Genomic DNA, 26,039 nt, shown 5'->3' on the forward strand with positions numbered 1-26,039 from the left:
GTAGCGGTGGCGGTGTCGGTGGTGTCGGGCCCGCGGTTTCTCATCACCGACCGGCACAATGCGGTCCGGCCCGACCTGGCCGGAACGACGGCCGGAACGACGGACGGAACGGCGGGTTTCAGGCCGTAACCGTACCGACCGGTACGGTCGGTGGGCTGCGCCTGAACCCCGACCGGGGTGGGCGACGTAGAGCGGGACGGAACGGGACGGGGGAGGAACGCCGGATGGAAGCGGACGGGCCGGAGGTGCGGGAGTACATCGCGGCCCTGGTGCAGATGGGCGCACCGGTGGTGCCGGGGCCGTCCGGGCTGGCGGCGCCGGCCTGCGGCGCGGCCGAGGTGACGGCCGTCGCCCGGCGGCTGGCGCTGGGGGTGCTGCCGGAGCGCCAGCGGCGCGTGGAGCCCACCCCCGGGCTGCTGGGCCTGGCCCGGGCGCTGGTGGTGGACGAGCACCCCTCCGCACCGGGGTGGACGGTGGCCGAGCGCGAACGGCTGGCCGGCTGGGTCGCGGTGCTGATCGAGCACCGGGGCGAGGACGGGGTGCAGGACCTGGTGGAGGCGCTCAACGGCGGCCCGGCGGCACCCGGCACGGACTGAGCCCGGCGCGGCCTCCCCGGCACGACGGGGCGGCACCCGGCGCCGCGCCGGGTGCCGCCCGGTCCGGGCGTTGGCGGATCGTTGGCAGGTCCTTGGCGGCGCCCGGCAGGCTGATGTCTACCGCCACGGGGGATGTCCGGCGGAAGCCCTGCCATGTGCCCTTGCCCGACCTGAGAGGTAGCGCGTGTCGAAGCAGTCCGTCGCTCCGCCCACGTCCGTCGCCCAGCCGCCCGCGGGCCCCCCTGCCGACCCCGTCGCGGTGCCGGAGCCGGCCCCGGTCCGACGGACCCTTGACCCCGACACCCTGGCCGAGATCCACCGGCTGCACGGCGGCTACCTGTTGCGCGCCCTGCTGCGCAACACCGGTGGCGACCGCGGCAAGGCCGAGGACATCCTCCAGGAGACCCTGCTGCGCGCCTGGCAGCACCCGGAGGCCCTGGCCGCCGGCCCGGAGCACAGCCGCCCCTGGCTGTTCACCGTCGCCCGCCGGATCGCGATCGACCACTACCGGATGGCCGCCGCCCGCGCCCAGGAGGCCATCGGCGAGCCGGTGGAGGACCGCCCGCTCGCCGACGACCCGTACGAGCAGGTGGTGGTCGCCCGGGACATCGCGCTGGCACTGCGGCGGGTGCAGAAGCACCACCGCGAGGTGCTGGTCGAGCTGCACCTCAAGGACCGCTCGGTGCTGGAGGCCTCGGCGCAGCTGGGGGTGCCGCCGGGGACGGTCAAGTCCCGCAACTTCTACGCCGTCCGGGCCCTGCGGCCGGTGCTGGCGGCCGAGCACGGGTACGCGCCGGCCACCGGCTGAACCCCTGGCCCAACAACCCCCGGCTGATCCCTCCGGCCGAACCCTCGGTAGGACTCCGGGGGACGGCCGTCGGGTGAGCGCTACGCGACCGGACCGTCCACGGCGGTCCGGTCGCTGCCGGGTGCGCTGCCGGGTACGCCGCCCGGCGGCCCGCCGGGCGCGCACCCGGCCTCCGGCCCGTCCCCGGCGCGCAGGCTGAGCGAGGCCTCCAGACCGGCCGTGAACTCGCTGCGGTGCCCGGCCAGCCGGTCGTGCCGGCGGAAGCGCTCCAGCGCCGAGGCCAGCCGCTCGCGCACCTGCGGCGCGCGGCCCCGGGCCACCAGGTGGGCCGCGTAGGACTGTTCGGTGACCGCGTGGAGGTAGAGCAGGCCCGCCTCCTCGCAGGCGGCCAGCAGCCGGTGCCAGGCCAGGTCCGCGGCGTGGTCCCGGACGGTCGGCGGCAGGGCCTGCGCCTCGGTCAGCAGCGACCACAGGTGCACCTGGGTGACCGGGCGGGGCGGCAGCAGCTCCCGGGCCTCCTGGGACAGCCGCTGGGCGGCCGTCGGATCCCCGGTCGCCAGACTCACCCAGCCCTGGTGGACCAGGGCGTCGACCAGCCGCTTCCGGTCGCCCGACCGGACGGCGAGCGCGGTCGCCTCCGCCGCCAGCCGCTGCGCCCCGGCGGAGTCCCCGAGCATCGCGGTGACCAGGGCCAGCGAGGCCTGTGCCCGCACCCGCGCCGAGGCGGCGGCCGGCCCCTCGGCGGACTCGGCGGCCGCCACCGCGCGCCGGGACGCCTCGGCCGACTCGTGCCGGCGCTCCAGGGCGACCAGTGCCTGGGCTCGGCAGTTGTGCAGGAACGCCACCGCGACCGGGTCCGCGCAGCGCTCCGCCGCCGCCAGGCCGACCTCGGCGCGGGCCAGCCAGTCGGTGAAGCGGCTGGCGCCGTAGTACAGCGAACCGGTGGTCAGGGCGAGCCGCCAGGCCCGGCCCGGGTCGCTGACGGCGGCCTCGTCGATCAGCGCCCGCAGCGCGGGCTCCTCGGCGCGGAACCAGTCGAGCGCGGTGCGGATGTCCACCACGGGCGGGACGGCCTGCGGGCTCCGGGCGGGCACCCCGGCGTCCTCCTGGCCGGGGTCGAGGTAGCCGCCGCAGTGCTGCAGCGCGGCCTGGTAGTGGTCCAGCAGCCGGGCGCGGGCCTGCTCCCGGAGCTGCTCGGGCTGTTCGGCGAGCAGCTGGACGCCGAACAGCCGGACCAGCTCGGTGCGGTGGTAGCGGCCCGGGGCGGTGCCGGTGAGCAGATGCCGGGAGGCCAGCTCGCCGAGCGCCCGGTGGGCGGTGGCCGGGTCGGTGTCGAGCAGGGCGGCGGCCGCCTGGCCGTCCACCTCCGGGCCCGGGTGGACGGCCAGCAGGGCGAGCAACCGGGCTGCCGACGGCGGCAGTTGGCGGTGGCTGAGGAGCAGCTGCTGGCGCAGGCCGGTGCGCTCGTCGAGCTCCAGGGCGGCCAGCCGGCCCTCCTCGTCGGCCAGGTCGGCGACCAGCGCGGCGACCGTCCACTCCGGGTGGGCGGCCAGCCGCGCGGCGGCGATCCGCAGGGCGAGCGGCAGGCCCTCGCAGAGCCGGACGAGTGCGGTGGCGGCGGACGGTTCGGGGCGCAGCCGGTTCGGCGTCAGCAGGTGCTCCAGCAGGGCCAGGGCGTCGTCCTCGGGCAGCGCGGTCAGCCGCAGCAGGGCGGCGTCGTCGGTGGCGACCAGCTTCTCCAGGGAGCAGCGCGCGGTGACCACGGCGGCGCAGCCCGGCCCCTCGGGCAGCAGGTCGGCGAGCTGGTCGGCGTCGGCGGCGTCGTCCAGGACGACCAGCAGCCGGCGGCCCCGGGTGCGCTCGCGGTAGAGCGCCGCACGGCCGGCCCGAGTGGGCGGGAGGGCGCACTCCGGGACGCCGAGGGCGCGCAGGAAGCGGCCCAGGACGGCGCCGGGCTCGGCCGGCCCGGCCGGGTCGAGGCCGCGCAGGTCCGCGTACAGCCGGCCGTCCGGGTAGCGGTCGGCGGCCCGGTGGGCCCAGGCGGTGACCAGGGCGCTCTTGCCGGTCCCGGCGGGGCCGACCACCAGGGCCGGTCCGTCGGTGGCCCGGTCGGGGGCGCAGGCGCGGTCCAGCCAGCGGAACTCGGCGGTGCGGCCGATCAGTTCCACGCGCAGCCCGGGCAGCTGCCGGGGGACCGTCGGGAGCGGTCCGGCGGGCGGGGGAAGGGACCCGTCGGCCGCAGCCGGCACCGGGACGGCCGCCGGGGCCGCGGCCGGTACCGCGACCGGCGCCGACCGGTCGTCCGCCAGCACCTCGGCGAACGCCGCCCGCAGCGCCGGCCCGGGCCGGATGCCCAGCTCGCGGTCCAGCCGCAGCCTGGTCCGGTGGTAGGCGCTCAGCGCCTCCGCGGGCCGTCCGGCCTGGTGCAGACAGCGCATCAGCAGCGCCACCAGCTCCTCGCGCAGCCCGTCCCGCCGGACGCTCTGCTCCAGCAGCGGCACCGCCGCCGCCCCCGCGCCCTGCCCCAGCCGCAGCGCGGACCACCGGAGCAGGGCCGCCGTCGCGGACTGCTTCAACTGCTCCGCGGTCGCGGCCCGCAGGGGGGTGTCCGGCAGGTCCGCCAGCGCCTCCCCGCGCCACAGCCACAGCGCCTCCTCCAGCAGCGCGACCGCCTCCCCGTCCGCACCCCGGTCGGCGCGGTCGGCGGCCCGCCCGGCCAGCCCCGCGAACCGCAGCGCGTCCACCTCCTCGGCCGGCCCGCTCAACAGGTAGCCGTGGGCCCGGGTGTGCAGCTCGAACGGGGTGTCGGCGAGCACCTTGCGCAGCGCCGCGACGTGCCCCTGCACCGCCGCCCGGGCGCTGGCCGGCGCCCGCTCGCCCCACAGCAGCTCGCAGAACTGGTCCATGCCGACCACCTGCCCCAGCCGCAGCGCCGACAGTGCCAGCACCGCGCGCCGTTGCGACCCCGCCAGCGTGGCGAGGCCGCCCGCCGCGAGCCGAAGCTCCACCGGCCCGAGCAGCCGAATCCGCACCCGTACCCCCACCTCGTCCCGCCCGATGATCCGACGGCGGCCCCCGGGACGGAGCAGTCGTCCTGCGCGCACCGGCCCGGTTCGTGCCCGGACGCTCGTCGCCGCGCGGGCCGCCAGGGGTACAGAGTCCCAGGAGGGGCCGGATGGTTGCCTGGGGGCGTGTCCGGGCGTCCCGCCCGCCCCGTAGCGCCCCGCGGCCGCCGGTTGCCGCGGCGGTGCCCGGGCCGGATAGCGTGCGGGCATGGACGAGCACTCCGAGAGACACGTGAACGCCCGGTACGAGCGGCTGGCCCAGCGGGTCCGCGACGAACTCGCCGCCGCCGGGCTGCCGGTGACGGCCCCCGGCCTGCACCGCGGCCTCGCCACCGGCGCCGAGGTCCGGGTCAGCACCTGGAACCAGCACTTCGGCGCGGCGGACCCGGAAGTGCTGGTCAGCTGGCACGTCAGCCCCCGGCTGCGCGGCCGGGCCGGGGAGGAGGCGCAGCAGGCCGACGGGGAGACCCCGGCGGTCCGGCAGTCGGGCGAGGCCCAGACCGCGATGGCCACCGCGATGATCGCGATCCTCACGGCGGCCGGCTACACCGCACGCGACCACGGCAACGAGTACGCGCCGTTCGACGTCCAGGTTCTCGCCGGGCCCGAGCGCCGGACCGCACCGGCCTGGGCCGACCGCGAACCGGCCCCGGGCGGGCCGGCCGACGGGCCCGGGAACTGAACCGGGCAGGGCCCGGGAACTGAACCGCTCGGGCCCGCCCCGTCGTCCCTCCCTACGGGGGCGACGGCGCGGCACCGGAGGCCGACGACCCCCGACGGGAAGGGGAGCATGGAGATCGAGCTGCTCGGGCCGATGACGGTCCGGCGGGCGGACGGCACGGTGGTCACCCCCTCGGCCCCGAAGCGGCGCGCGCTGCTGGCGGCGCTGGCCGTCCGGCTGAACCAGCCGGTGGGCGCCGAGGAACTGATCGAACTGGTCTGGGACGGCGCCGCACCGCCCACCGCCCGGGCCGCCCTCCAAGGGCACGTGGCCGCGCTGCGCCGCCGACTGGACGACCCCCGGCTGGTGCTGGGCACCCGCGGCGGCGGGTACGTCCTGGAGGGTGACGCGGACCGGGTGGACCTGGTCCGCTTCGGCGCGCTGCACGACCGGGCCGGGGTGCTGCTGCCCGGCTCCGCCGCCCGGCTCGGCGCCGACGATCCGGCCGTCCCGCTGCTGCGCGCCGCCCTCGACCTGTGGCGCGGCCCGGCGCTCGCCGACTGCGGCTCCGAGCTGCTGCGCACCCGCACCCTCCCGGCCCTCACCGACCTGCGGCTGCGCACCCTGGACCGGCTGGCCCAACGGCTGCTGCTGGCCGGCCGCGGCGGTGAACTGGTGGCCGAACTCGGCGCGGCCGCCGACGCCCACCCGGGCCGCCAGCCGCTGGTGGCCCGGCTGGTCCAGTGCCTGGAGCAGGCCGGCCGCGGCCTGGAGGCCCGGGCCCGGTACGACCACGCGCTGACCCGGCTGTCCGGCCCGCCCGGTCCGGAACTACGCATGGCCGGCGAGCAGTTGGCCCGCCACGCCCCGCCCGACCGGCGCTTCGTCGGCCGCAGCGCCGAACTCGCCGGCCTGCACGAGGCCCTGGCCGTCGCCGCCCGGACCGGCCGTCCGATCCTGGTGACCGGCCCGGCCGGAGCGGGCAAGACCGCTCTCGTCCAGCACTGGGCGGCGCAGCGCTTCCCGGACGGCGTGCTCCGCGCCGACCTGCGCGGCACCCACCCGGACGGGCCGCGCGAACCCGCGGACGTCCTGGCCGGGTTCCTCACCGACCTCGGCGTCGCCCCCGAGGCCGTCCCCGCCGGGCTGGAGGAACGCGCCGCCCGCTACCGCGCCCTGCTCGCCGACCGCCGGATCCTGATCCTGCTGGACGACGCCGCCGACCACCCACGGCTCGCCCCGCTGCTGCCCGGCCGGCCCGCGACGGCCGGCTCCGTCCTGGGCCCGGTCGCCGTCGTCACCAGCCGCGACCGGCTGCGCGCACTGCTGCTCCACGAGGACGCCCTGGCGCTGCCGCTCGGCCCGCTCAACGCCCAGGACGCCCGCGCGCTGCTCGCCCGCGCCCTCGGCCCGGACCGCCCCGCCACCGCCCCGCGGACCGTCGCCGAACTCGACGAACTCGCCGAACGCTGCGACCGCCTGCCGCTGGCCCTGCGCCTGGCCGCCGCCCGCCTGGCCGCCCGCCCGGACTGGACCCCGGGGGACCTCGCCGCCGAACTCGCCGACGAGCAGACCGGCCTGACCGCCCTGGCCGGCGTCGGCGGCGGGCCCGACCCGAGCGGCATCACCGCCGCCCTGGACCGCACCTACCGGACCCTGCCGCCCGCCGCCGCCCGGCTGTTCACCCTGCTGGGACTGCACCCCGGCGCGGTGATCGACACCGCCACCGCCGCCGCGCTCGCCGACCTGCGGCCCGCCGCCGCCCGCACCCTGCTGACCGCGCTCGACGCCGTCCACCTGCTCGCCGAGACCGCACCTGGCCACTACGCCCGCCGCGAGCTGGTCCGCCGCTACGCCGCCGGACAGGCCGCCGAACTGGACTGCGAGGAACGGTTCGGCGCCCTCGACCGGCTGATCGCCCACTACCTGGAGCTGACCGCCCCGTGGGGCCCGGACGGCAGCGGCGACGGCAGCGGTGGCGACGGCGGTGGCGCCGCCGGTGGCGACGGAGCCCGGCCGGCGGCCTGGTTCCGCCGGGAGGAGAGCGCGCTGCACGCCGTCGTCCTGTGCGCCGAACAGTACGGGCGCACCGGCGCCGCCTGGCTGCTCGCCCACCGGATCGGCCGGCTGTACGAACTGTCCGGGGACACCGGCGGCGAGGACCGGGCGCACCGGCGGGCCGTCGCCGAGACCGGGCTGCGCGCCGCGAAGGCCGCCCGGGACGACGCGGCGCTCGCCCGGCTGGGCACCGACCTGGCCGTCCTGCACGTCCACCGGGCGGCCCACCGCACCGCCCTGGAACAGCTCGGCGCCGCCGTCGCGGCCGCCGACCGGGCCGGGGACGCGCTGCTGCGCCACCACTGCCGCAGCCGGGTGGCGGCCGCCCTGGCCCGGGCCGGGCAGTACGACCGGGCGGTGCCGCTGCTCACCGAGCTGGTGACCGCCGCCCGGGCCCCGGCCACCGGGCACCTGCTGGTCGGGGCGCTCACCGAACTCGCCGAGGCCCTGGTGCGGGTCGGCGCCCCGGAGCGGGCGCTGGCGCACGCCGACGAGGCGGTCCGGATCGCCACCGACCGTACGGCCCGGGGGCGTTCGGGCCCCGCCCGGCCGGGCGCGGAGCGTTCCGGCACCGGCGAGGGGGTCCGGACCGACCGCGCGGCGGTGCTCGCCACCCACGGCCGGGCCCGCGCCCTGCACGCCCTCGGCCGCCGGGACGCGGCGCTGTCCTCGGCCCGGCTCGCCGTCGCCCTCGGCCGCACCGTCGGCGACCCGGCCGTGGAGGCGCGCTCGCACGGGCTGCTCGCCGACCTGCTGTTCGCGCTCGGCCGCAGCGTCGAGGGGACGGCGGCCCGACGGCAGGAACGGGCGCTGGCCGCGGGGGAGCGCTGAGCGGCGCTCAGGGGGCCGCTGGGGCCCCGGCGGGGTCGAGGAAGTGGTTGAGGAAGTGGTCGGGGGAGTGCACAACTGCCTCCCCTGGCAACAGGGTAGGCGGAACTACAGGCGGTTCCGCTGGGCGGTTCCGCCCGCCGGGCGCCCGTCCCTCCCGCATCCCCGCAGGCCGCGGCCGGGTACGCGCGGCCCGTCCCACGGGGCATACTTCTGCCTGAGACGATCTGCCCGGCGTGCGGCCCGGCAGAACTGCGGCGGAACTGCGCGAGCGCGGACCAGCGGACCAGGGGGCGGGGCGGGCAGATGGTGGTTGCGAGCGGAACCGGGGAGTTCGGCCATCTGCTGGCCGGCCACCGGGTGACGGCCGGGCTGACCCAGGAGGACCTGGCGGCCACCGCCGGGGTCAGCCTGCGGGCCCTCGGGGACATGGAGCGCGGCCGCACCCGAGGACCGCAGCGGCGTACCGTGCAGGCGCTGGCCGCCGCCCTGGGCCTGGACGGCCCGCAGACCGCCGCGCTGGAGCGGGCCGCCCAGTCCGGCCGCCCCCGGGGCGTGCGGCAGGTGCCCCCGCAGGGCCCGGCGACCGGCGCCGCGAGCCCGTCGGCCACCGGCCCCGGCGGACCGCCCGCCGCCCCTGCCGGACCGTCCGCAGGGCCGCACCGGGCCGCCGGGGCGCCCGGGCCGGGTACGGCCCCGGACCAGGCACCGCCCGGCGGCCCCGGGCCCCGGACCGACCCGCCGGTGCCCGGAGCCCTCGCCCTGCCGCGCGACCTGGCCGACTTCACCGCCCGCGAGCAGGCCCTCGCCGACCTCGCCGCCCTCACCGCGGACCGGCGACCCGCCCACCCCCGGGTCGTGCTGATCAGCGGCCAGCCCGGCCTGGGCAAGACCGCCTTCGCCCTGCACGCCGCCCACGCCCTCGCCCCGGCCTTCCCGGACGGCCAGCTCTCGCTGGACCTCGGCGGCATGGCCGCCACCCCGCTGCCCGCCCGGGAGGCCCTCGGCCAGGTGCTGCGCGCCCTCGGGGTCAAGGACGGCGCGGTGCCCGCCGGGACGGAGGAACGGGCCGGACTGTTCCGCGCCCTGGTGCGCGACCGCCGGCTGGTCCTGGTGCTCGACAACGCCGCCGACGAGAGCCAGGTGCGCCCGCTGCTGCCCGGCGCGGGCCCGGCCGTCACCATCGTGACCAGCCGGAACGCCCTGCCCGGCCTGGAGGCCGTGCACCGGCTGCGGCTCGACGTGCTGTCCCCGGCCGAGGCCACCGCCCTGCTGGCCCGGATCGCCGGACCGGAACGGGTCGAGGCCGCGCCGGACGCCGCCGCCGAGCTGGCCCGGCTGTGCGGCTACCTGCCGCTCGCGCTGCGGATCGCCGGGCAGCGGCTGGTGGCCCGTCCGCAGCAGCCGGTGGCCCAGCTGGCGCGCCAGCTCGCCGCCGAGGAGAACCGCCTGGACCTGCTGGAGACCGGGGACCTGGCGGTCCGTCCGGCCTTCGAGCTGTCCTACCGCCGGCTGCCCGCCGAAGCCCGGCTGGTGCTCCGGCGCTGCGCGCTGACCGCCGGGCAGGACTTCACCGCGGCCGTCCTGGCGCACTACGCGGGGCTGTCGGCCGGGCGCACCGAGCTGGTCCTGGAGCAGCTCGTCGACGCCGGCCTGGTGCAGCCCGCCACCCCGGAGCGCTACCGGCTGCACGACCTGGTGCGGCTGTACGCGGGCGAGCGGCTGGCCGCCGACGAGCCGGCCGGGGCCGTCGCCGAGGCCCGTACCGAGGCCGGGCGCCGGCTGCTGCGCGAGGCGGCCGGGCACGGCCTGCGCTTCGACCCGGACGCCTCGGCCGACGCCTCCGCCGGTGGTTCCGCCGACGATCCGGCGCTGCTCCTCACCGAGTCGGCCCGCTGGTTGGAGGAGGAGCACCCGGAGTGGCTGGCCGCGCTCTACCGGGCCCAGCGGGAGGGCCGCCACCGGGAGGTGGTCGACACCGCCGAGGCCATGCACTGGTTCTCCGACCGGCTGCTGAGCTGGGACCTCTGGGGCGAGGTGTTCCAGCTGTCGGTGGACGCCGCCCGGGCCTGCGGCGACCGGCGGGCCGAGGCGGTGCACGTGAACTACCTGGCCTGGACGTACATCACCTGTCTGCACCGCTACCAGCGCGGCATCGAACTCGCCGGTGAGGGGCTGGAGTTGGCCCAGGGGCTGGGCGACCACGAGCAGCAGGGCTGGGCGCTCACCTACCTCGGCTCCGGGCTTCGGCAGCTGCAGCGCCACCGGGAGGCGAGCGAGAGCTACCAGCGGGCGGCGGACGCCTTCGCCGAGGTCGACAACCGGGCCGCGATGATCGGACGGCTGGTCACCCTGCGCGGGGCGGCGACCTGTCTGCGCGAGCTGGGCCGGGCCGAGGAGGCGGTGGACGTCCGCCGCCGCGCGCTGGCCGGCGCGCTGGAACTGGTGGAGCGTTGGTCCTCGCCGCTGATGCACCTGCTGGCGGCCATGACGGCGCACGAACTCGGCCAGGACCGGGCGGCGTTGAAGCGCTGGCCGGCCGCCGAGAAGGCCTACCGGCAGGCCCTGGTGCACTACGGGGCGGTCGGGCGCCCGGACAGCATGACCAAGGCGCTGACCGAGCTGGGCACCGCGCTGATCGAACAGGGGCGGGCGGACGAGGCCCGCGAGATCCTCACCGATGCGCTCACCGACCTGAGCGCGGACGGCCGCCCGGGCCGGGCCGTCGCGCCGTAGCGACGGTCCGGCAGGGGCGGCCGGTGCGGGAGCGGGTCCTGGGTCAGGTCAGATCCGGGTGTCCTCGACCACCGGCAGGCCCTGGTCGTGCTGGACGGTCCGCTGGTTCTGCTGGGCCGGGGCGTTGCCGGTGCGCGGCGCCACCTTCACCGGCTTCTTCCCGCAGAAGGCCGGCTCCAGCGCGTTCATCAGGCCCTGGGTGACCGAGCCGTTGTTGGAGGCGTTGGCGAAGACCACCACCGAGCGCCGCCCGTCCGGGGTGGCGAAGGACTGGGTCTGGAAGCCCTGGACGATCCCGCCGTGTCCGTAGACGTCCCCGCAGGTCAGCGAGATGCGGCGGAGGCCCAGCCCGTAGGAGATCTTGGCGGTCGGAGTGGGCAGCGCGGCCTCCATCTGGCGCAGCGAGTCGTCCGAGACCAGCCCGCCGTTGTCGCCGGCCACCAGGGCGGTGAGGAAGCGGTCGAGGTCCGAGGCGGAGGAGATGACCGCACCGGCGGCCCACACCCAGGAGCCGGTCTGCTCGGTGGAGTCCAGCAACGGCTTGCTGCGGTCGTCGTTGGTGAGGTAGCCGGTGACGTGGGCGCCCTCGATCCGCTGGTCCGGGACGACGAAGGAGGTCTGGGTCAGGCCGAGCGGCTCGATGATCCGCTCGCGCAGCACGTCGGCGTAGGGGCGGCCGGTGAGGTTCTCGACGGCCATGCCCATCAGCACGAAGTCGGTGTTGGAGTAGGAGTAGCGGCTGCCCGGGGTGTACTGCTGCCCGTGCTTGACGGACATGGCGACCATCTGGGCGGGGGTGTAGACCGTGCTGCGGATCCGGGCCTCGAAGGCGGCGGTGGTCTCCTCGCCGGCCTGCTCCAGCAGGTCGTTGGTGTGGTCGTAGATGCCGGCCCGGTGCTCCATCACCTGGCGGCCGGTCATCGCCCAGCCGTCCGGGAGGGTGCCGGCCGGCAGGTAGTCGCGCAGCGGCTTGTCGAGGTCGATCCGGCCCTCCTGCGCCAGCTGCATCACGAGAACGGCCGTGAACATCTTGCTGTTGCTGCCGACCCGGAACCTCCACGCGGAGTTCATCGGGGTCCCGTCCAGATCGGCCTTGCCGACGGTCAGGGAGCGGGTCCGGTCGTCGTCGCCGTGGTCGCTGATCACGGCGAAGGCGCCGGGGGCGCCGGCGGCGGTGGTGGCTTGAAGCGCGCTCTGCACCCCCGCGGTGTCGGGGGCGGGCAGGGCCGGGCCGTCCTGGCCGGCGGCCAGGGCGGGTACGGCTCCGGTGGCCGCCAGGACGGCAGCGGCGGCGGCCACCGCGAGCGGACGCAGCAGACGGGTCTTCGCCATGTTCCTCGGCTCTCTCGTGCGCTGACGCGGTGTCGGATCGCGTCGGGTCGATGATCACTATCACCGGTCCGGACGGTCCGTGGCAATGTGAACCTTCGTGCCCGCTTCGTCCGTTGGCGGGCCGTTTTGCCGGGGCACGGTCCGTTCTCCGGCCCGGGGGCAAGGTTTTACCTCCCGTCATCTACCCGCGTTGACCACCGTGACCGCATGCTGTTCGGGCTGCTCCGTTCGGCGTGTCCACGTCGGCCGCGCCGGCCTGGTCGTCCACGCGGGCCGCGTCGGCCAGGTGGACCACGCCACCTGACGCGTCCGCTCCCCGGCGCCTCCGCGCGCCGACCTCCCCCTCACCGACCATGGAGTCCCCATGCCCCTGGCCACCTTCGCGCGCCGTGCCGGCGCCCTGCTGCTCGTCGGTGCCGGCCTGATATCCGCCTCCGGTGCCGCCCACGCCGACGCCGTCGCCGGCGGCTACTCGACGATCGTCTTCCCGGACCAGGACCACAGTGCGGTCTACGGCCTCGTCAACGCGGCCACCAGGTCCGTCGACGTGACGATGTACGAGCTGCGCGACACCACGGCCGTGAACGCCCTGATCGCCCGGCAGCGCGCCGGCGTGCGGGTCCGGGTGATCCTGGACGGGAAGCACAGCTCGGTCAACGGCGCCGCCTACTCCGCGCTCAAGGCGGCCGGCGTCGGCGTGACGTACTCCTCCTCGGCGTTCGTCTACACCCACCAGAAGACCGTCACCGTGGACGGCGCCAAGTCGCTGATCCTGACCGGGAACCTGGACGCCACCTACTACTCCAGCAGCCGCGACTACGGGGTCGTCGACACCGACGCCAACGACGTCGCCGCGATCGAGCAGGTCTTCGCCGCCGACTACGCCAAGACCTCGATCACCCCCTCGGACGGCGACAACCTGGTCTGGTCGCCCACCGACTCGCAGGACCGCCTGCTGGCGCTGATCAACGGCGCCCAGACCTCGCTGGACGTCCAGGAGCTGGAGTTCGGCGACCCGGCCCTGGTCGACGCCGTCACCGCCGCCGCCAACCGCGGCGTCACCGTCCGCGTCGTCGGGATGAGCCCGGACACCTACGGCTCCTCCTTCGACGAGGTCACCGCGGCCGGCGCCAAGGTGGTCACCTACTCCTCGACCACCGGCCTGTACATCCACGCCAAGGCCATCGTCGCCGACTACGGCACGCCCACCGCCAAGGTGTTCGCCGGCTCGGAGAACTTCTCCGACAACTCGCTGAACAACAACCGCGAGCTGGGCCTGATCGTCTCCGACTCCGGGGTGCTCAGCACGATCGAGTCGACCTTCGCCACCGACTTCGCCAACGGCACGCCCTACTAGGCCGTTTCCGGCCCGGGGCGTGTCGGACACGCCCCGGGCCGGTTCGGTCGGCACTCCGGGTAGCTCAGTCACCTCCCGTCCGGGCGGCCCCGTCGGGGCCGCCCGCCACCCGAGGAAACGTCATGACCTCGTCCGCGAAGCCCCTGAACGACGCCCCCCGTCCGCGCTCCCGCTCCCGCCGCACCGCGACCGCGATCGGCTCGGCCGTCGCACTGGTCGCCGCCTCGGCCGGGCTGTGGGCCGCCACCGCCAGCACCGCGCAGGCCGCCGGGCTGCCCACGCCCGACCACATCGTGGTCGTGGTGATGGAGAACCACGCCTACAGCCAGGTCATCGGCAGCAGCAGCGCCCCCTACCTCAACAACACCCTCAAGGCGGGCGGCGCCAACCTCACCCAGTCCTTCGCCATCACCCACCCCAGCGAGCCGAACTACTACGCGCTGTTCTCCGGCTCCACCCAGGGCCGGGTCGACGACAGCTGCGTGACGGTCGGCGGCTTCCAGGCCCCGAACCTGGCCTCCGAGGTGCTCGCCGCCGGGAAGACCTGGGCGAGCTACAACGAGACCCTGCCCAGCCAGGGCAGCACGGTGTGCAGCAGCGGCAAGTACGCGCAGAAGCACAACCCCTGGTTCGGCTTCGGCAACGTCCCGCTCAGCAGCGCCAAGACCTTCGCCCAGTTCCCGACCGACTACACCACGCTGCCCAACGTGTCGTTCGTGATCCCGAACCTGTGCAGCGACATGCACGACTGCTCGGTCGGCACCGGCGACACCTGGATCAAGAACAACCTCGGCGCGTACGCCGCCTGGGCGCAGAGCCACAACAGCCTGCTCGTCGTCACCTTCGACGAGGACAACAGCCTGTCCGGCAACCGGATCCCGACCCTGGTCTACGGCGCCCACGTGACGCCGGGCAGCAGCAGCTCCACCACCTACAACCACTACAACGTGCTGCGCACCCTGGAGGACCTCTCCGGAGCGAGCGGCCACGCGGGCAACGCGGCCGGCGTGACGGACGTCACCGGCATCTGGAACTGACCCCGCGCGCCCGAGGCGCACCCCGGACCGGCGACCGCCCCGCGGTCGCCGGTTCCGCCGCTCCCGCCGCCGGTGGCGGGGCCGGGCGTCCGGCTGGTATCGATAGGGGCGTGCGATTCGAACAGGTGCCGATGCCGGACCAGGTGGGGGAGCGTCCCCGGGACGCCCGCGGGTACCCGGTGCCGGCGATCACGCCGTGGCAGGACGGGCAGCCGCAGTTCGCGCTGACCGACCACGGGCGCAGCGCCGACTGCGCGCTGGAGCGCCGCTGTTCGGTGTGCGGCGCCGTCATGCCGCGCGGTCCGGTCTGGCGGGTGGTCGGTCCGGCGGAGAGCGCCGCGATGGCGGCGGCGCTCGGGGCCGGGCGCCCGTACCGCAACCTGGCGCCGACCATGGAGGGCCCGGGGCACCGCGCCTGCATGCTGTACGCGTCGATGGTGTGCCCGTACCTGGCCCGGCCCAACGCCCGTCGGCGGGTGAGTGCCGAGGGCGCGGGGGAGGGGCTGACCGCCGCCGCCGTGCGCGGTGCGGCGCGCGGCGGGACGGGGGCGGTGGTCGGGTTCGGCGACTACGAGTACGCGGTCACCGAGGAGCGGGTGCTGTTCCGCTTCCTCGACCTGGTCGAGTTCCTGCCGCACGAGTCGGCCGACGAGCACCTCGCGGAGCTGCGCGCCGAGTTGGCGCGCCCGGCCGGGGGGACCGGGACGACCGGGGCTCAGGGCCGGTAGACCGGCAGGCCCTTGAGGGTGGAGACCTGGGCCGGGGCCGCCGAGCCGTCGGCCGGCACGGTGCTGATGCCGTCCGGGGTGCGGGCCGCGACGGTCCTGCCGTCGGGGGACCAGGCGGGCTCGGTGTAGTCCGTGGTGGCCGAGGGGGTGAGGTCCTTCTCGGCCGTCCGGTCGTGCTCGGTGGAGCGGGTGAACAGGTGGTCGTGGCCGTTCACCGAGCGGACGAAGACGATGCTGCGGGCGTCCGGGGACAGCGCGGGCTGGGAGCCCTTGCCGATGTCCCGGGTAGCCGGGCGGATGTAGTCGTCGTAGATGTACACCTCGCCGGCCGGGGTGTTGGCGTACGCGATGTCGGCCTGCTGCCCGCCCGCGTTGGCCCAGGTGTTGCCGGTCTGCGGCGGCTGCGGGGCGCCGGCCGCGTCGCCGCCCTCGGAGTTGTGCGGGGCGAGCTCCTCGACGGCGCCGCCCTTGGCGGGCACCTTCTCCAGCCGCAGCACGCCGCCCTTGTCGGCGGTGAACACGATGTTGTTGTAGCGGTCGGTCTCGTCGGGCACCGCGCCGCCGCTCGGCCCCTTGCCGGCGTGCTGCCAGGTCGGGTGGGACCAGGTCTCGCCGCCGGGGGCCTTGGCGAGGGTCGTCCTTCCGCTGCCGTCCGGGGCGGCGGTCAGCAGGTTGCCGTCGCCGTCGACGAAGACGACCTTCTTGCCGTCGGGGGACCACGCGAGGTCGCGCACCACCGTGCCGAAGTCGACGGTGGTGCCGTTCATCGCGACCGTCCGGGTGCCCGTGCTGATGGTCAGGTGGTTGGCCGCGGAGGTGCCGTTGACCTCCTTGCCGCCCGGTGCCGGGCTGCCGGAGTGCGATCCGCCGCCCGGCGCCGCCGTGACCGGGGCGCCGGTGGCGGCGGTCGAGCCGGAGTCGCCGTTCTCGGGGCCGCAGGCGGAGAGCAGGACCGCGCCCGCGGTCGTCATCAGGGCGATGGCGGCGGCGGTGCCGAATCTGTTGCGCACGGACATCTCTTGGTCCCCCTCGGTGGTGCCTGTCGCTTCCGACAAGGAGGTTCCCAGTCCGAGGTCCGCGGCCGGTGCGGGCTCCGTCACAGCCTTGGAACAGTGGCGGACGAAGCCGTCCGACGCCACGTCAACCGCCCCTGCCCACCCGGTCGGGAGCGCTCAGAGGCCCAGCTCGGTGAGGCCCGGGTGGTCGTCCGGCCGGGGGCCGGCCGGCCAGTGCAGGAGCCGCTCCCCGGGGGCGATCGGCAGGTCGTTGATGCAGGCGAGCCGGCGGGCCATCAGGCCGTTCGCGTCGAACTCCCAGTTCTCGTTGCCGTACGAGCGGTACCACTGCCCGGCGTCGTCGTGCCACTCGTAGGCGAAGCGGACGGCGATCCGGTCGCCGTCGTGCGCCCACAGCTCCTTGACCAGGCGGTAGTCGAGTTCGCGCTGCCACTTGCGGGTGAGGAAGGCGGCGATCTGCTCGCGGCCGGTGAGGAACTCGGCCCGGTTGCGCCAGCGGCTGTCGGGTGTGTAGGCGAGGGCCACGCGCTGCGGGTCGCGGGTGTTCCAGGCGTCCTCGGCGGCGCGGACCTTGCGGTGGGCGGACTCCTCGGTGAAGGGGGGAACGGGAGGGCGCTGTTCGGTCACGGGATTCTCCTCGGGAACGGGCATTCCGCCGGCGAGAACGATCGTTCTCACGTCAGTCGCTACCCTAGGAGAATCATCGTTCTCACGCAAAGGTCACGGCAGATGGAACAGGTGGACCCGCGGACCCGGATCCTCGACGCGGCCGAGGAGCTGTTCTACGGGCGGGGCGTCCAGGCGGTCGGGATGGATGCCGTCCGGGCCGCCTCCGGGCTGACCATGCGCCGCGTCTACCAGCTCTACCCGTCCAAGGACGAGCTGGTCGAGGCCTACCTGCGGCGGCGCGACGCGCGATGGCGGGCGGGCCTGGCCGTCCACGTCTCCCGGGCCGGCGGCACGCCCCGGGACCAGGTGCTCGCGGTCTTCGACTGGCTCGGGCAGTGGTTCGCCGAGCCCGGGTTCCGCGGCTGCGCCTTCGTGAACTCCTTCGGCGAGCTGGGCGCCACCAGCCCCGCGGTCGCGGCCGCCGCCCGGCACCACAAGGCGGAGTTCGCCGGCTACCTGGCCGGCCTGGTCGACGCCGCCGGCGCCCCGCCCGCCACCGCGGCCCAGCTCGCCCTGCTGGCCGAGGGCGCGATCACCGTGGCCGCCGTGCACGGGGACCCGGAGGCCGCCGCCGAGGCCCGGGCGGCCGCCGCCCTCCTGCTGGACGCCGCGGTACGCGCACGGAACTGAACGCGGTGGCCGCCCCGGGGCCGGGGTCCGGGCCCACACTCCCGGACCCCGGAGCCCGGACCCCGGGGCGGTGGGCGGGGGCGGCTCAGCCGATGGTGTAGCCGGAGCCGTAGGCGGTGATGGTGAACGGGCCGTCCAGGTCGTAGTTGCCGGTGGCGGCGATCCGCCGCAGGCACTCGACCCGGTCGACGGACTTGCGCCATTCCTCGGCGGTGGAGGAGTTGGCCGGGTTGTTCAGGTCGTCGATCCGGACGTCGAAGAAGGCGTCCAGCCAGGCGCGCTCGCCGGCGGCCGAGGGCGCACCGGCCTTGGCCGTGGTCCGGCCGATCAGCGCGGGCAGGGCGTCGTACTCACCGCCGTTGCCGTGCTGGATCGAGGCGTCGTAGAGCTCGGCGCGGGCCAGCGCGGTGGTGAGGCCGAGCCGGTCGGCCTGGTCCATGGCCGGGGTGAAGTAGCGCTGGTCGACCTGGTCGTCCTGGACCTGCCGGAAGGCCGGGTCCTGGGCGGCCTGCTGCCAGGCGGCGATGTAGTCGGCCTCGGGCAGGCCGCCGGTGTCGCCGCTGCCGGCGGCGGCCAGGCGCTCCAGTTCGGGGATGAAGCGGGCGAGCGGGTTGTCGGGGGCGACGGCGGTGTAGGCGCGGACCACCTTGAGGGCGTCGCCGTCGTTGGTGGTGAACCCGGCCCGGCCCGCGGTGACGCCGCGGCCGTCGTTGATGTTCTCCGCGTAGCCGTACTGGATGGTGGTGGTGCTGTTCTCGAAGACGCTGACCAGCTGGTCGGCGCGGCGGCGCTGGTCGGGGGTGAGCCCGCCGGCGGTCACCCGGGGGTTGGTGCCCGCCTGCCGGGCGGCGGCCGCCGGGGCGGCGGGCTGCTCCGGTGCGGCCTGGGCCGGGTCCACGGCCCAGGCGCCGCAGGCGGCGGTGGACAGGAGGAAGGCGGCGAGCGCCGTCCCGGTGGTCACGGTCCGGGTGGTGTTCCTGGTGCTCCTGCGGGAGGTGCTGCGGTCCATGGGGAAGTCGTCCTCTCGGTGGGGGAAGAGGTCGTGCTCGTTGCTCGGATCCGGCGATTCGTTGTTAGGAAACCTTCCTAACTATGGGCATTGAACCACCAGCCGGTGCCCACGCCAAGCCGTCGGGCGGGGTGGAATGCGGTGCGGGTACGCCCCTTGCGCCCCACGCGTCCCTCGTTTATCGCCCGTTGATCGCCGCCGCCTAGCGTCGGGGGCATGGACGACAGGACGGCCGAGCGGCCGAGGGTGGCGCCCGAGGGGCGGATGACCGAGCAGGACGCCGAGCGGTTCCGGCAGTTGCTGGCCGGGTTGGAGAACTCGCTGGCGGCGGACCGGGAGGTGGCGGGGCGTGAGGCCTGAGGCCGCCGAGCCGCGCGGCCCGATGGCGGTGCTGCCGCTCTGGCGGCGCGCGGAGGAGTACCGGGACGCGAACCGGCCCGGGGTGCTGCGGGGGCACCCCGGGCCGGTGGCGTCGGATCAGCCGGAACCGGCACCGGCACTGGCACTGGAGGCGGAGGCGGAGGAGGTGCCGGTGCCGGAGGCGAACTGAGCGACCGTCAGCAGTCGCACCCGCAGTCGCAGCCGTCGCAGCCGCAGGAATCGCAGCAGTCGCACCCGCACTTGCCGCACTCGCAGCAGCTGGGGTCGCAGCAGTCGCAGGCGTCGCAGCAGTCGTGCCGCTCGCAGAAGCCCTTGCGGCGCTCCCGGCTGAACGGGTCGTCGTGCTCGCAGCAGAGCAGCTGGCAGGAGCAGGCCATCAGGGCCCACACCGCGCACCCGGCGAGCAGGTTGCGCGGGTGCGGCGGCTTCCCGCCGATCGGCGGGCCGAAGCCCGGGCCCTGGGGCACCCACGGGGGAACGGGCGCCTGCCCGGGCGGCGTCCGACGCGGCGGCGCGTCCTGCGGGTGTTCGGCGCCGGTGCGCTCGGCGGTGGCGTGCTCGGTGCCGGCGTGTCCGGCGCCGGCCGGCCCGCGTCTGCAGTTCGCCGCGTGCCCGGCCCGGCCGAAGACCCGGTCCACCGCGGTCTCCGTCTCGTGGGCGAGCAGGACGTGCACCAGGGCCCGGTCGGTGAGCTCGACCTCCCGCAGTGCGAGCCGGATGCCGTGCACGGCGTCCCGGCAGAGCCGTTCGGCCTCGGCGCGGTCGGTGCCGGTGGCGGTCAGCGGGTTCCAGGCGCCCGAGGCGGCGTCGGCCGCCTGGTCCTCGGCGGCGTCCAGCAGGTGGGCGAGCCGCCCGAACAGCCGCCCGGCCTCGGCGAGCGGGGCGGCGTTGCCGGGCCGCCCGGCGATCACGGCGGTGTGCGCGAAGGCGGCCGAGGTGGCGGTCTCGGTGGGTTCGGTGACCAGCAGCACGGAGCCGCCGGGCCGCAGCGAGCGCTCCAACTCGCCCTGCCGGGAGGCGGCGTCGAGCAGCACGGCGGTGTCGAAGCCGATCGTGGAGGCGCTGCCCGCGCTCTGCCGGTCCCAGCGCCTGGTCACCGCGCGGGCCCCGGCGGCGACCGGGCGGCGGGCGAACACGCCGTCCCGGTCCTCGACGTGGTCGCGGATCTTCACCGAGGCGAGCGTGAGCGAGACGGCGGCCGCCAGCCGGGCGCCCTCGCCCTTGGCGACGGAGGCCGTGCGCATGCCGCGCAGCGGGCAGGGCCCGGCGGTGCGGCGCCAGTTGGTGTCGGTCGGGGCGGCCTGGGCCTCGACCAGGACGGAGATGATCAGGCCGTCGTAGTTGGTGGCGGTCCGGGCGAGCTGCCCGTGGTCGTCCCGCAGGGCGAGGCAGAGCCCGCACAGGTGCGCCATCCAGGAGGTGCGGAGGCCTTCGGACAGCCGGTGGCTGCACGGTCTGATGATGCCGAACACGATCGTTGCTCCCCCTCGCCGGTGGGCCGCGGAAGGGCCCCTCGGGCCGCTGACCGGCCCCTTTGTCGGCGGACATCATATGATCACCGGCTCGACATCGGCCGACGGGCGACCGAACCGAGGCCGCCCCGAGACCGAGCCGCCGTCAGACCTCCACAGTTCCCGGAGAACTCCCGGGAAGCTGATCCCGTATCCGGGATAGCATCACGGATATGGGAATCGACACCGCCGCCGACGAGCGGCTGGCACAACGGCTCGCCGAGTTGCGGGTCGAACGCGGCTGGACGCTGGAGGAGTTGGCGCAACTGGCCGACGTCAGCCGGTCCACCCTCTCCCGGGTGGAGCGGGCCGAGGTCAGCCCGACCGCCGCCCTGCTCGGGCGACTGTGCACCGTGTACGGGCGGACCATGTCCCGGCTGCTCGCCGAGGTGGAGTCCGGCCCCGCCCGGCTGGTCCGGGCCGGGGAACAGCAGCTCTGGCGCGACGAGGCCACCGGCTTCGTCCGCCGCTCGGTCTCCCCGCCGCACGGCTCGCTGCACGCCGAGATCATCGAGGGCCGGCTCCCGGCCGGCGCCGACATCGCCTACGACCGCCCCTGCCTGCCCGGACTGGAACACCACCTCTGGCTGTTCGAGGGGCGGTTGGAGCTCACCCTGGACGGCGAGGCCGAACTGCTCGGCCCCGGCGACTGCCTGCGCTACGGCTCCGGCAGCATGCGCTTCCGCAGCCTCGGCCCCGGCGAGGCCCGCTACGCCCTGGTGGTGGTCGAGTCATGAGCACCACCACCGGCCCGATACCGGAGCGGGCGGGCAAGCTGCGCTTCGACGCCGCGGGGCGCCGCGTCCTGCTGGTCTGCGTCGCGGGCGGCTTCACCACCCTGATCGACCAGTCCGTCCTGAACACCTCCATCCCCGCCCTGCGCGAGGCCCTGCACGCCCAGCCCGCCCACCTGCAGTGGATCGTCGCCGGGTTCTCGCTCGCCTTCGGCCTCGCGCTGATCCCCGGCGGACGCCTCGGGGACGTCAAGGGCCGCAAGTGGTTCTTCGTCACCGGCCTGGCCCTGTTCACCGCGGTCAGCCTGGTCTCCGCGACCGCCACCGCCCCGGAGGTGCTGATCGCCGCCCGACTGCTCCAGGGCGTCGGCGCCGGACTGGTCAACTCCCAGATGATCGGCACCCTCCAGGACGTCTTCGACGGCCAACTGCGCGCCCGTGCCCTCGGGATGTACGCCGTCACCGGCAGCCTGGCCTTCGCCCTCGGCCCGCCGGTCGGCGGCCTGGTCCTGGCGGCGGCCGGCCCCGAACTCGGCTGGCGGCTGACCTTCCTGCTCAACGTCCCGTTCGGCCTGGCGACCCTGCTGCTGGCCGTCCGGCACCTGCCCGCGCCCCGCCCGGCGACCCGGCACGCCGACCTCGACCTGCTCGGCCTGCTGCTGGTCGGCGCGCTCACCCTCGTCCTGATGCTGCCCTTCGTCCAACCGCCCGGCTGGGCCGGCTGGCTGGCCTTCGGGGCCGGCGCCCTGGCCCTGCTCGGCGCACTGGTCGGCTGGCAGCGCCGCTACGCCCGGACCGGCGGGAACCCGCTGATCCACCCCGCCCTCAGCCGCTCCGCCCCGTACGCGCTCGGCACGGCCACCGCGATGGCCCAGTTCGGCTCCTCGCTGGCCGCCTCGCTGGTGCTCACGATGTTCCTCCAGGACGGCCTGGGGCTGTCCCCGATGGGCGCCGCCCTGGTCTCGCTGCCCTCCGCGCTGGCCATGGCGACCGCCTCCGCGCTCGCCTGGCGGGTGGTGCAGCGGCTCGGCCGGCGCACCGTCACCCTCGGGATGACCGGCTCCGCGCTCGCCATGCTGCTCAGCGGCGCCGTCGCGCACTGGGCCCCGGCCGCCGTGCTGCCCTGGCTGCTGGCCCTGCTCCAACTGCTCAGCGGCGCCTCGGTCGGCCTGATGGGCTCCACCAACCAGGCCTACGTGCTGCGCCACGCGCCCGCCGAGGCGGCCGGGGTCAGCGGGGCGATCCTGCAGATGGCGCAGCGGATCGCGGCGGCCGTCGCGGTCTCCGCACTGTCCGGGGTCTACCTGCGCGAGACGGCCGGGGGCGGCGGCCACCGCTCCGCCTACCTGGCGGCGAGCCTGGTCTGCGCGGCGGTGGCCGGACTCGCCGTACTGGCCTCCGTGTTCGCCGGCCGGGCGACCGGGCCGGAACGCACCCCCGAGGACGCCACTGCGGTGCGCCGAGGGCGAACGGCCGTCCGGTAGCAGCCGGTCGGCGCATACGGTGGGGTCCATGACGACAGTACGAACGGTGGAACTGCCCGGCGTCACGCTCGCCTACCGGGAGAGCGGACGCCCCGACGGCCCGCCGCTGGTGCTGCTGCACGCCCTCGGCGAGCGCGCCGCCGACTGGGACACGGTGCTCCCCGACCTCGCCCCCGACCACCACGTGTACGCGCTCGACCTGCGCGGCCACGGCGACAGCGGCCGCACCGACCGCTACGGCCTGGCCGAGCTGCGCGAGGACGTGCTCGCCTTCCTCGACGCGCTCGGCCTGGACCGGGTCGACCTGGTCGGCCACTCGATGGGCGGCGTGGTCGCCTACCTGCTCGCCCAGGCCGCGCCCGAGCGGATCGGCCGGCTCGTCCTGGAGGACATCGCCGCCCTGTACCCGCGCCCGTCGAGCGTGCCGCCCGAGGGCGCGGACGAACCGGCGCACTTCGACTGGGCGATGGTCCGGGCGATCAAGGCACAGATCGACACCCCCGACCCGGCCTGGCGGGAGGGACTGGCCCGGATCACCGCCCGCACCCTGGTCGTCGCCGGCGGGCCCACCAGCCACATCCCGCAGGAGCGGGTCGCCGAACTCGCCCGGCTCGTCCCGGACTGCCGCCTGGTCACCATCGAGGCCGGGCACCTGGTGCACCGTACCCGGCCCGCCGAGTACGTCGCCGCCGTGGCGCCGTTCCTGGCGCGCTGAGCGACCCCTCCCGTCGGGTCAGCCTCAGCCGAAGACGATCGCGGCCCCGCTGTCCAGGCTGGCGCGGCAGGCCCGGTACAGCTGGTGCCAGGTGAAGACCTCCGGCTCGAAGGGGTCGTCCGCAGGCAGATCGGTCAACCGGGCGGACTCCGCCGGGTCGAGCGAGCCGTCGGCCGCCAGTCGGACGCCGATGGCGGCGGCGAACCCCTGGAGTTCGGCCAGCAGGGCGGCGCTGGAGCCCACCATGGCGCCCCCGGGCACACCGGACTCCTCGGGCAGGAACAGCGGGTCCTCGTCCTCGAACTCCGCCGGTACGTAGTAGCCCTCGCAGTCGGAGTGGCAGAGCAGGTGCGAGTCCAACACGACCGTCTCGTCGTCGACCTGCTCCAGCTCCTCCTCGTACTGCTCCCGGCTCACCCCGCGCGCCCCGGTGACCGGCTCGCCCAGCCGGTGGAGCACGTACACCCGGCGCAGCCCGGACAGGTAGCTGTACGGGAAGCCCGCCGAGAAGACCGCGCCGCCACCCCCCGGCACGGCCGGCTCCCGCCAGGCCACCCCCGCGGCCTCCAGCGCCCGGTGCAGCACCTCGGCGTCGTCCCGCATCTCCGGGGAACCGAGCGTCCCCACACTGATCGACAGTCCCATGGCCGGCAATCTAGTACCGCCCTACGACAACGGAGGTCAGACCCCCTGCTCGGCCGGCAGCCGCCCGCTGCGCACCGCCGCCAGCAGCTCGGCGTGGTCGGCCTCGGTGCGGTCCGCGTAGGCGACGGCGAAGGCGGCGACCGCCTCGTCCAGTGCCTCGTTCTTGCCGCAGTACCCGGCGAGCAGGCCCGGGTCGGCGGTGTGGGCGTGCGCCCGGGCGAGCAGCGCGCCGGTGATCCGGGCGTAGTCGTCCAGCTGGCCCGGCAGCAGCGCGGCCGGGTCGACGCTGCCCTTGCGGTTGCGGAACTGCCGCACCTGGTAGGGGAGTCCGTCCACGGTCGTCCACCCGAGCAGGGTGTCGCTGACCACCTGCATGTGCTTCTGGCCGCGCACCACGCGCCGCCCCTCGTGCTCCTGCGGCCGCGGCCCCCGGCCGCCGTCCAGGTACGGCAGCAGGACGGACGGCCGGGCCTCCTTCACCTGGAGCACCAGCGGCTGGTCCCGGTGGTCGGTGAGCAGCACGACGTACGAGCGGGTGCCGACGCTGCCGGTGCCGACCACCCGGAAGGCCACGTCCTGCACCCGGTACCGGGACAGCAGGGTGCGCACCTCGGCGGGCACCGTCGCCACGTACGGGCCCAGCGCCCCGGCCACCGCCCGGGCGGTCGCGTCGGTGACCTCGGTGAGCACCGGCGGGGCGGCCGTGAAGCGCCAACCGCCGTCCGCGGTCCGGGTGGTGCTGCGGGCGGCGAACCGGGCGCTGGTGTTGCCGAGGGCCTTCGTGCCGACCTTGCGCAGCACCTCGGCGAGGTCGTGCGCCTCGGTGAAGGACACCAACTGCTCGTCCGCCACGGCGTTCCAGGCGTCCAGGGCGGGCAGCTTGGCGAGGGTGCGCATGGTGCGCCGGTAGGAGCCGGCCGCGTGCGCGGCGGCGGCCCGGGCGGTGCTCTCGCTCGCCCCGGTCTCCCGCCCGGCCAGCACCAGGCTGGTGGCCAGCCGCTTGAGGTCCCACTCCCAGGGGCCGGGCACGGTCTCATCGAAGTCGTTGATGTCCATCACGAGTTGGCCGCGCGCGTCGCCGTACAGGCCGAAGTTCGCCGCGTGGGCGTCCCCGCACAGCTGCGCGGTGACGCCGGTCACCGGCGTGCCCGCCAGGTCGGCGGCCATCAGCCCGGCCGACCCGCGCAGGAAGGCGAACGGGGTGGCGGCCATCCGGCCCACCCGGATCGGCACCAGCCCGGGGATCCGGCCCGCGTTGGAGGCCTCGATCGCCGCCACGGCGGTGGGCCGGTCGGGCGCGGGCGCGAACTCCGCGTGCCGCTCCCGGGGGACGCGTTCCCGCAGGGCCTTGCCCTGCTCGCGGGCCCGCTGCGCCCGGCCGTCCGGGCCGGTCGCGAATCCGGGGACGCCGAACTGCCGCCGTGCCGTGCTGCTTCCGTTGTCCGCCACTGTCCCCGCCCCGCCCGCCTTGCTCGAACTCCCGCCCGTGACCTGCACGGATGGCTTGCCAGGGGGAGTGACGTCCGGGGCGGCGCGGTGGTTCCCGGGGCCGGTGGGCCCGGTGGGGCCCGCCGCGCCCCACGGTAGGGCCAGGCCCTACCGTGGGGCGGATGACAGAGCTTCGGAACGGCCTGACGGTACGACTGCCCGCCGTCGCGGCCGCGCTGGTGACGGTGGCGGCGGGCCTGGGCGTGCGCGCCGTGCTGACCGGCGAGGTGGCCAAGTACGCGGGCGACGCGCTCTACACCGTGCTGGTGTACGCCCTGGTGGTGCTGGTCGTGCCCCGGGTGCGCCCGGTGCGGGCCGCCCTGGTGGCGGCCGCGGTGAGCTGGGCGGTGGAGCTGTTCCAGGCCACCGGCCTGCCGGACGCCTGGGGGCGGCACAGCGGGCTGGTGCACCTGGTGCTCGGGTCGACCTTCAACCCGCCGGACCTGTGCTGGTACCTGGTCGGCGGGGGGGGGCGCGCGCGGGGTCGGGCGGGGGGGCGGGGCGGGGGGGGCCGGGCGGGGGCCGCCGCGCGCCGCGGGCGGGGGCGAGCT

General features: G+C 76.1%; 23 protein-coding genes. 15 read left to right on the plus strand and 8 right to left on the minus strand.

Going from position 1 to position 26,039, the window contains the following annotated elements:
• Positions 1–224: 224 nt before the first annotated feature.
• Positions 225–596 (plus strand): hypothetical protein, encoded by a 372-nt coding sequence (locus tag ACFXPX_RS31570; RefSeq protein WP_380644210.1) that lies wholly within the window; start codon positions 225–227, stop codon positions 594–596.
• Positions 597–780: 184 nt separating this feature from the next.
• Entirely contained in the window at positions 781–1,404 is a 624-nt protein-coding gene (locus ACFXPX_RS31575; RefSeq protein ID WP_375886650.1) for a sigma-70 family RNA polymerase sigma factor, read from the plus strand.
• An 80-nt stretch (positions 1,405–1,484) separates the two neighbouring features.
• Here the strand turns inward: ACFXPX_RS31575 and ACFXPX_RS31580 are convergent, their stop codons facing one another.
• Positions 1,485–4,436, minus strand: coding sequence for a BTAD domain-containing putative transcriptional regulator (locus tag ACFXPX_RS31580; RefSeq protein WP_380644211.1), 2,952 nt, complete (start codon positions 4,434–4,436; stop codon positions 1,485–1,487).
• A gap of 241 nt (positions 4,437–4,677) precedes the next feature.
• On the opposite strand from ACFXPX_RS31580, the gene ACFXPX_RS31585 reads away from it, so the two are divergent.
• The 3 genes from ACFXPX_RS31585 to ACFXPX_RS31595 all read left to right on the plus strand — a co-directional run bounded on the left by ACFXPX_RS31585 (position 4,678) and on the right by ACFXPX_RS31595 (position 10,752).
• Positions 4,678–5,151, plus strand: a complete 474-nt coding sequence (locus ACFXPX_RS31585) for a hypothetical protein (protein ID WP_380523983.1) — start codon at positions 4,678–4,680, stop codon at positions 5,149–5,151.
• A 108-nt stretch (positions 5,152–5,259) separates the two neighbouring features.
• Positions 5,260–8,019 (plus strand): BTAD domain-containing putative transcriptional regulator, encoded by a 2,760-nt coding sequence (locus ACFXPX_RS31590; protein WP_380644212.1) that lies wholly within the window; start codon positions 5,260–5,262, stop codon positions 8,017–8,019.
• A gap of 303 nt (positions 8,020–8,322) precedes the next feature.
• Positions 8,323–10,752: an ATP-binding protein gene (locus ACFXPX_RS31595; protein ID WP_380644213.1), complete on the plus strand. Its 2,430-nt coding sequence runs from the start codon at positions 8,323–8,325 to the stop codon at positions 10,750–10,752.
• A gap of 48 nt (positions 10,753–10,800) precedes the next feature.
• Here ACFXPX_RS31595 and ACFXPX_RS31600 read toward each other — a convergent pair whose 3' ends face one another.
• Positions 10,801–12,084, minus strand: coding sequence for a serine hydrolase domain-containing protein (locus ACFXPX_RS31600; protein WP_380644214.1), 1,284 nt, complete (start codon positions 12,082–12,084; stop codon positions 10,801–10,803).
• 364 nt (positions 12,085–12,448) lie between these two features.
• Between ACFXPX_RS31600 and ACFXPX_RS31605 the strand changes: the two genes are divergently transcribed.
• From ACFXPX_RS31605 to ACFXPX_RS31615, 3 genes are all read left to right on the plus strand, one after another.
• Positions 12,449–13,441: a phosphatidylserine/phosphatidylglycerophosphate/cardiolipin synthase family protein gene (locus ACFXPX_RS31605; protein ID WP_380595370.1), complete on the plus strand. Its 993-nt coding sequence runs from the start codon at positions 12,449–12,451 to the stop codon at positions 13,439–13,441.
• Between the two features lie 122 nt (positions 13,442–13,563).
• Complete coding sequence (locus tag ACFXPX_RS31610; protein WP_375886664.1) at positions 13,564–14,478, plus strand: alkaline phosphatase family protein; 915 nt, start codon at positions 13,564–13,566, stop codon at positions 14,476–14,478.
• A 110-nt stretch (positions 14,479–14,588) separates the two neighbouring features.
• The gene (locus ACFXPX_RS31615; protein WP_380644215.1) at positions 14,589–15,206 is read left to right on the plus strand and encodes a hypothetical protein; all 618 of its coding nucleotides are present in this window, start codon (positions 14,589–14,591) and stop codon (positions 15,204–15,206) included.
• On the opposite strand, the gene ACFXPX_RS31620 is transcribed toward ACFXPX_RS31615, so the two are convergent.
• Both ACFXPX_RS31620 and ACFXPX_RS31625 read right to left on the minus strand, forming a co-directional pair.
• Positions 15,194–16,222 (minus strand): TolB family protein, encoded by a 1,029-nt coding sequence (locus ACFXPX_RS31620; RefSeq protein ID WP_380644216.1) that lies wholly within the window; start codon positions 16,220–16,222, stop codon positions 15,194–15,196. The genes ACFXPX_RS31615 and ACFXPX_RS31620 overlap by 13 nt on opposite strands.
• A 156-nt stretch (positions 16,223–16,378) precedes the next feature.
• The gene (locus tag ACFXPX_RS31625; protein WP_375886673.1) at positions 16,379–16,849 is read right to left on the minus strand and encodes a DUF1348 family protein; all 471 of its coding nucleotides are present in this window, start codon (positions 16,847–16,849) and stop codon (positions 16,379–16,381) included.
• Between the two features lie 102 nt (positions 16,850–16,951).
• On the opposite strand from ACFXPX_RS31625, the gene ACFXPX_RS31630 reads away from it, so the two are divergent.
• On the plus strand, positions 16,952–17,521 hold the full coding sequence (locus ACFXPX_RS31630) for a TetR/AcrR family transcriptional regulator (RefSeq protein ID WP_380644217.1): 570 nt from the start codon (positions 16,952–16,954) through the stop codon (positions 17,519–17,521).
• Positions 17,522–17,606: 85 nt separating this feature from the next.
• Here the strand turns inward: ACFXPX_RS31630 and ACFXPX_RS31635 are convergent, their stop codons facing one another.
• Positions 17,607–18,530 (minus strand): chitosanase, encoded by a 924-nt coding sequence (locus tag ACFXPX_RS31635; RefSeq protein WP_380644218.1) that lies wholly within the window; start codon positions 18,528–18,530, stop codon positions 17,607–17,609.
• Between the two features lie 216 nt (positions 18,531–18,746).
• On the opposite strand from ACFXPX_RS31635, the gene ACFXPX_RS31640 reads away from it, so the two are divergent.
• Together ACFXPX_RS31640 and ACFXPX_RS31645 are read left to right on the plus strand one after the other, a co-directional pair.
• Positions 18,747–18,890: a hypothetical protein gene (locus tag ACFXPX_RS31640; RefSeq protein ID WP_375886680.1), complete on the plus strand. Its 144-nt coding sequence runs from the start codon at positions 18,747–18,749 to the stop codon at positions 18,888–18,890.
• Positions 18,880–19,080 carry a hypothetical protein gene (locus ACFXPX_RS31645; RefSeq protein WP_380644219.1) on the plus strand — a complete coding sequence of 67 codons (201 nt, stop codon included), beginning with the start codon at positions 18,880–18,882 and terminating at the stop codon, positions 19,078–19,080. The genes ACFXPX_RS31640 and ACFXPX_RS31645 overlap by 11 nt, the downstream gene beginning before the upstream one ends.
• A 7-nt stretch (positions 19,081–19,087) precedes the next feature.
• Here ACFXPX_RS31645 and ACFXPX_RS31650 read toward each other — a convergent pair whose 3' ends face one another.
• Positions 19,088–20,383, minus strand: coding sequence for a DUF5685 family protein (locus ACFXPX_RS31650; RefSeq protein WP_380644220.1), 1,296 nt, complete (start codon positions 20,381–20,383; stop codon positions 19,088–19,090).
• A 212-nt stretch (positions 20,384–20,595) separates the two neighbouring features.
• Between ACFXPX_RS31650 and ACFXPX_RS31655 the strand changes: the two genes are divergently transcribed.
• Genes ACFXPX_RS31655 through ACFXPX_RS31665 form a run of 3 tightly spaced genes read left to right on the plus strand, consistent with a single transcriptional unit; the run spans position 20,596 to position 23,355 of the window.
• Entirely contained in the window at positions 20,596–21,159 is a 564-nt protein-coding gene (locus tag ACFXPX_RS31655) for a helix-turn-helix domain-containing protein (RefSeq protein WP_375886686.1), read from the plus strand.
• On the plus strand, positions 21,156–22,640 hold the full coding sequence (locus tag ACFXPX_RS31660) for an MFS transporter (RefSeq protein ID WP_375886689.1): 1,485 nt from the start codon (positions 21,156–21,158) through the stop codon (positions 22,638–22,640). Before ACFXPX_RS31655 ends, ACFXPX_RS31660 begins: the two co-directional genes overlap by 4 nt.
• A 28-nt stretch (positions 22,641–22,668) precedes the next feature.
• Positions 22,669–23,355 (plus strand): alpha/beta fold hydrolase, encoded by a 687-nt coding sequence (locus ACFXPX_RS31665; protein ID WP_375886691.1) that lies wholly within the window; start codon positions 22,669–22,671, stop codon positions 23,353–23,355.
• 24 nt (positions 23,356–23,379) lie between these two features.
• Here ACFXPX_RS31665 and ACFXPX_RS31670 read toward each other — a convergent pair whose 3' ends face one another.
• Together ACFXPX_RS31670 and ACFXPX_RS31675 are read right to left on the minus strand one after the other, a co-directional pair.
• The gene (locus ACFXPX_RS31670; RefSeq protein ID WP_380532002.1) at positions 23,380–24,000 is read right to left on the minus strand and encodes a hypothetical protein; all 621 of its coding nucleotides are present in this window, start codon (positions 23,998–24,000) and stop codon (positions 23,380–23,382) included.
• Positions 24,001–24,036: 36 nt separating this feature from the next.
• On the minus strand, positions 24,037–25,449 hold the full coding sequence (locus tag ACFXPX_RS31675) for a DUF2252 domain-containing protein (protein WP_380644221.1): 1,413 nt from the start codon (positions 25,447–25,449) through the stop codon (positions 24,037–24,039).
• Positions 25,450–25,610: 161 nt separating this feature from the next.
• Here ACFXPX_RS31675 and ACFXPX_RS31680 point away from each other — a divergent pair.
• Positions 25,611–26,039: DUF2809 domain-containing protein (locus ACFXPX_RS31680; protein WP_380644222.1), on the plus strand; the 429-nt coding region annotated here is incomplete at its 3' end.

It is taken from the genome of Kitasatospora sp. NPDC059146 (genome assembly GCF_042786665.1).
GTDB lineage: Bacteria > Actinomycetota > Actinomycetes > Streptomycetales > Streptomycetaceae > Kitasatospora.

Excerpts from the sequence above, each read along its gene's own strand:
- ACFXPX_RS31570 (WP_380644210.1), top strand. The coding sequence starts at position 225 with ATGGAAGCGGACGGGCCGGAGGTGCGGGAGTACATCGCGGCCCTGGTG.
- ACFXPX_RS31585 (WP_380523983.1), top strand. The coding sequence starts at position 4,678 with ATGGACGAGCACTCCGAGAGACACGTGAACGCCCGGTACGAGCGGCTG.
- ACFXPX_RS31590 (WP_380644212.1), top strand. The coding sequence starts at position 5,260 with ATGGAGATCGAGCTGCTCGGGCCGATGACGGTCCGGCGGGCGGACGGC.
- ACFXPX_RS31595 (WP_380644213.1), top strand. The coding sequence starts at position 8,323 with ATGGTGGTTGCGAGCGGAACCGGGGAGTTCGGCCATCTGCTGGCCGGC.
- ACFXPX_RS31600 (WP_380644214.1), bottom strand. The coding sequence starts at position 12,084 with ATGGCGAAGACCCGTCTGCTGCGTCCGCTCGCGGTGGCCGCCGCCGCT.
- ACFXPX_RS31605 (WP_380595370.1), top strand. The coding sequence starts at position 12,449 with ATGCCCCTGGCCACCTTCGCGCGCCGTGCCGGCGCCCTGCTGCTCGTC.
- ACFXPX_RS31610 (WP_375886664.1), top strand. The coding sequence starts at position 13,564 with ATGACCTCGTCCGCGAAGCCCCTGAACGACGCCCCCCGTCCGCGCTCC.
- ACFXPX_RS31620 (WP_380644216.1), bottom strand. The coding sequence starts at position 16,222 with ATGTCCGTGCGCAACAGATTCGGCACCGCCGCCGCCATCGCCCTGATG.
- ACFXPX_RS31630 (WP_380644217.1), top strand. The coding sequence starts at position 16,952 with ATGGAACAGGTGGACCCGCGGACCCGGATCCTCGACGCGGCCGAGGAG.
- ACFXPX_RS31635 (WP_380644218.1), bottom strand. The coding sequence starts at position 18,530 with ATGGACCGCAGCACCTCCCGCAGGAGCACCAGGAACACCACCCGGACC.
- ACFXPX_RS31640 (WP_375886680.1), top strand. The coding sequence starts at position 18,747 with ATGGACGACAGGACGGCCGAGCGGCCGAGGGTGGCGCCCGAGGGGCGG.
- ACFXPX_RS31655 (WP_375886686.1), top strand. The coding sequence starts at position 20,596 with ATGGGAATCGACACCGCCGCCGACGAGCGGCTGGCACAACGGCTCGCC.
- ACFXPX_RS31660 (WP_375886689.1), top strand. The coding sequence starts at position 21,156 with ATGAGCACCACCACCGGCCCGATACCGGAGCGGGCGGGCAAGCTGCGC.
- ACFXPX_RS31665 (WP_375886691.1), top strand. The coding sequence starts at position 22,669 with ATGACGACAGTACGAACGGTGGAACTGCCCGGCGTCACGCTCGCCTAC.
- ACFXPX_RS31670 (WP_380532002.1), bottom strand. The coding sequence starts at position 24,000 with ATGGGACTGTCGATCAGTGTGGGGACGCTCGGTTCCCCGGAGATGCGG.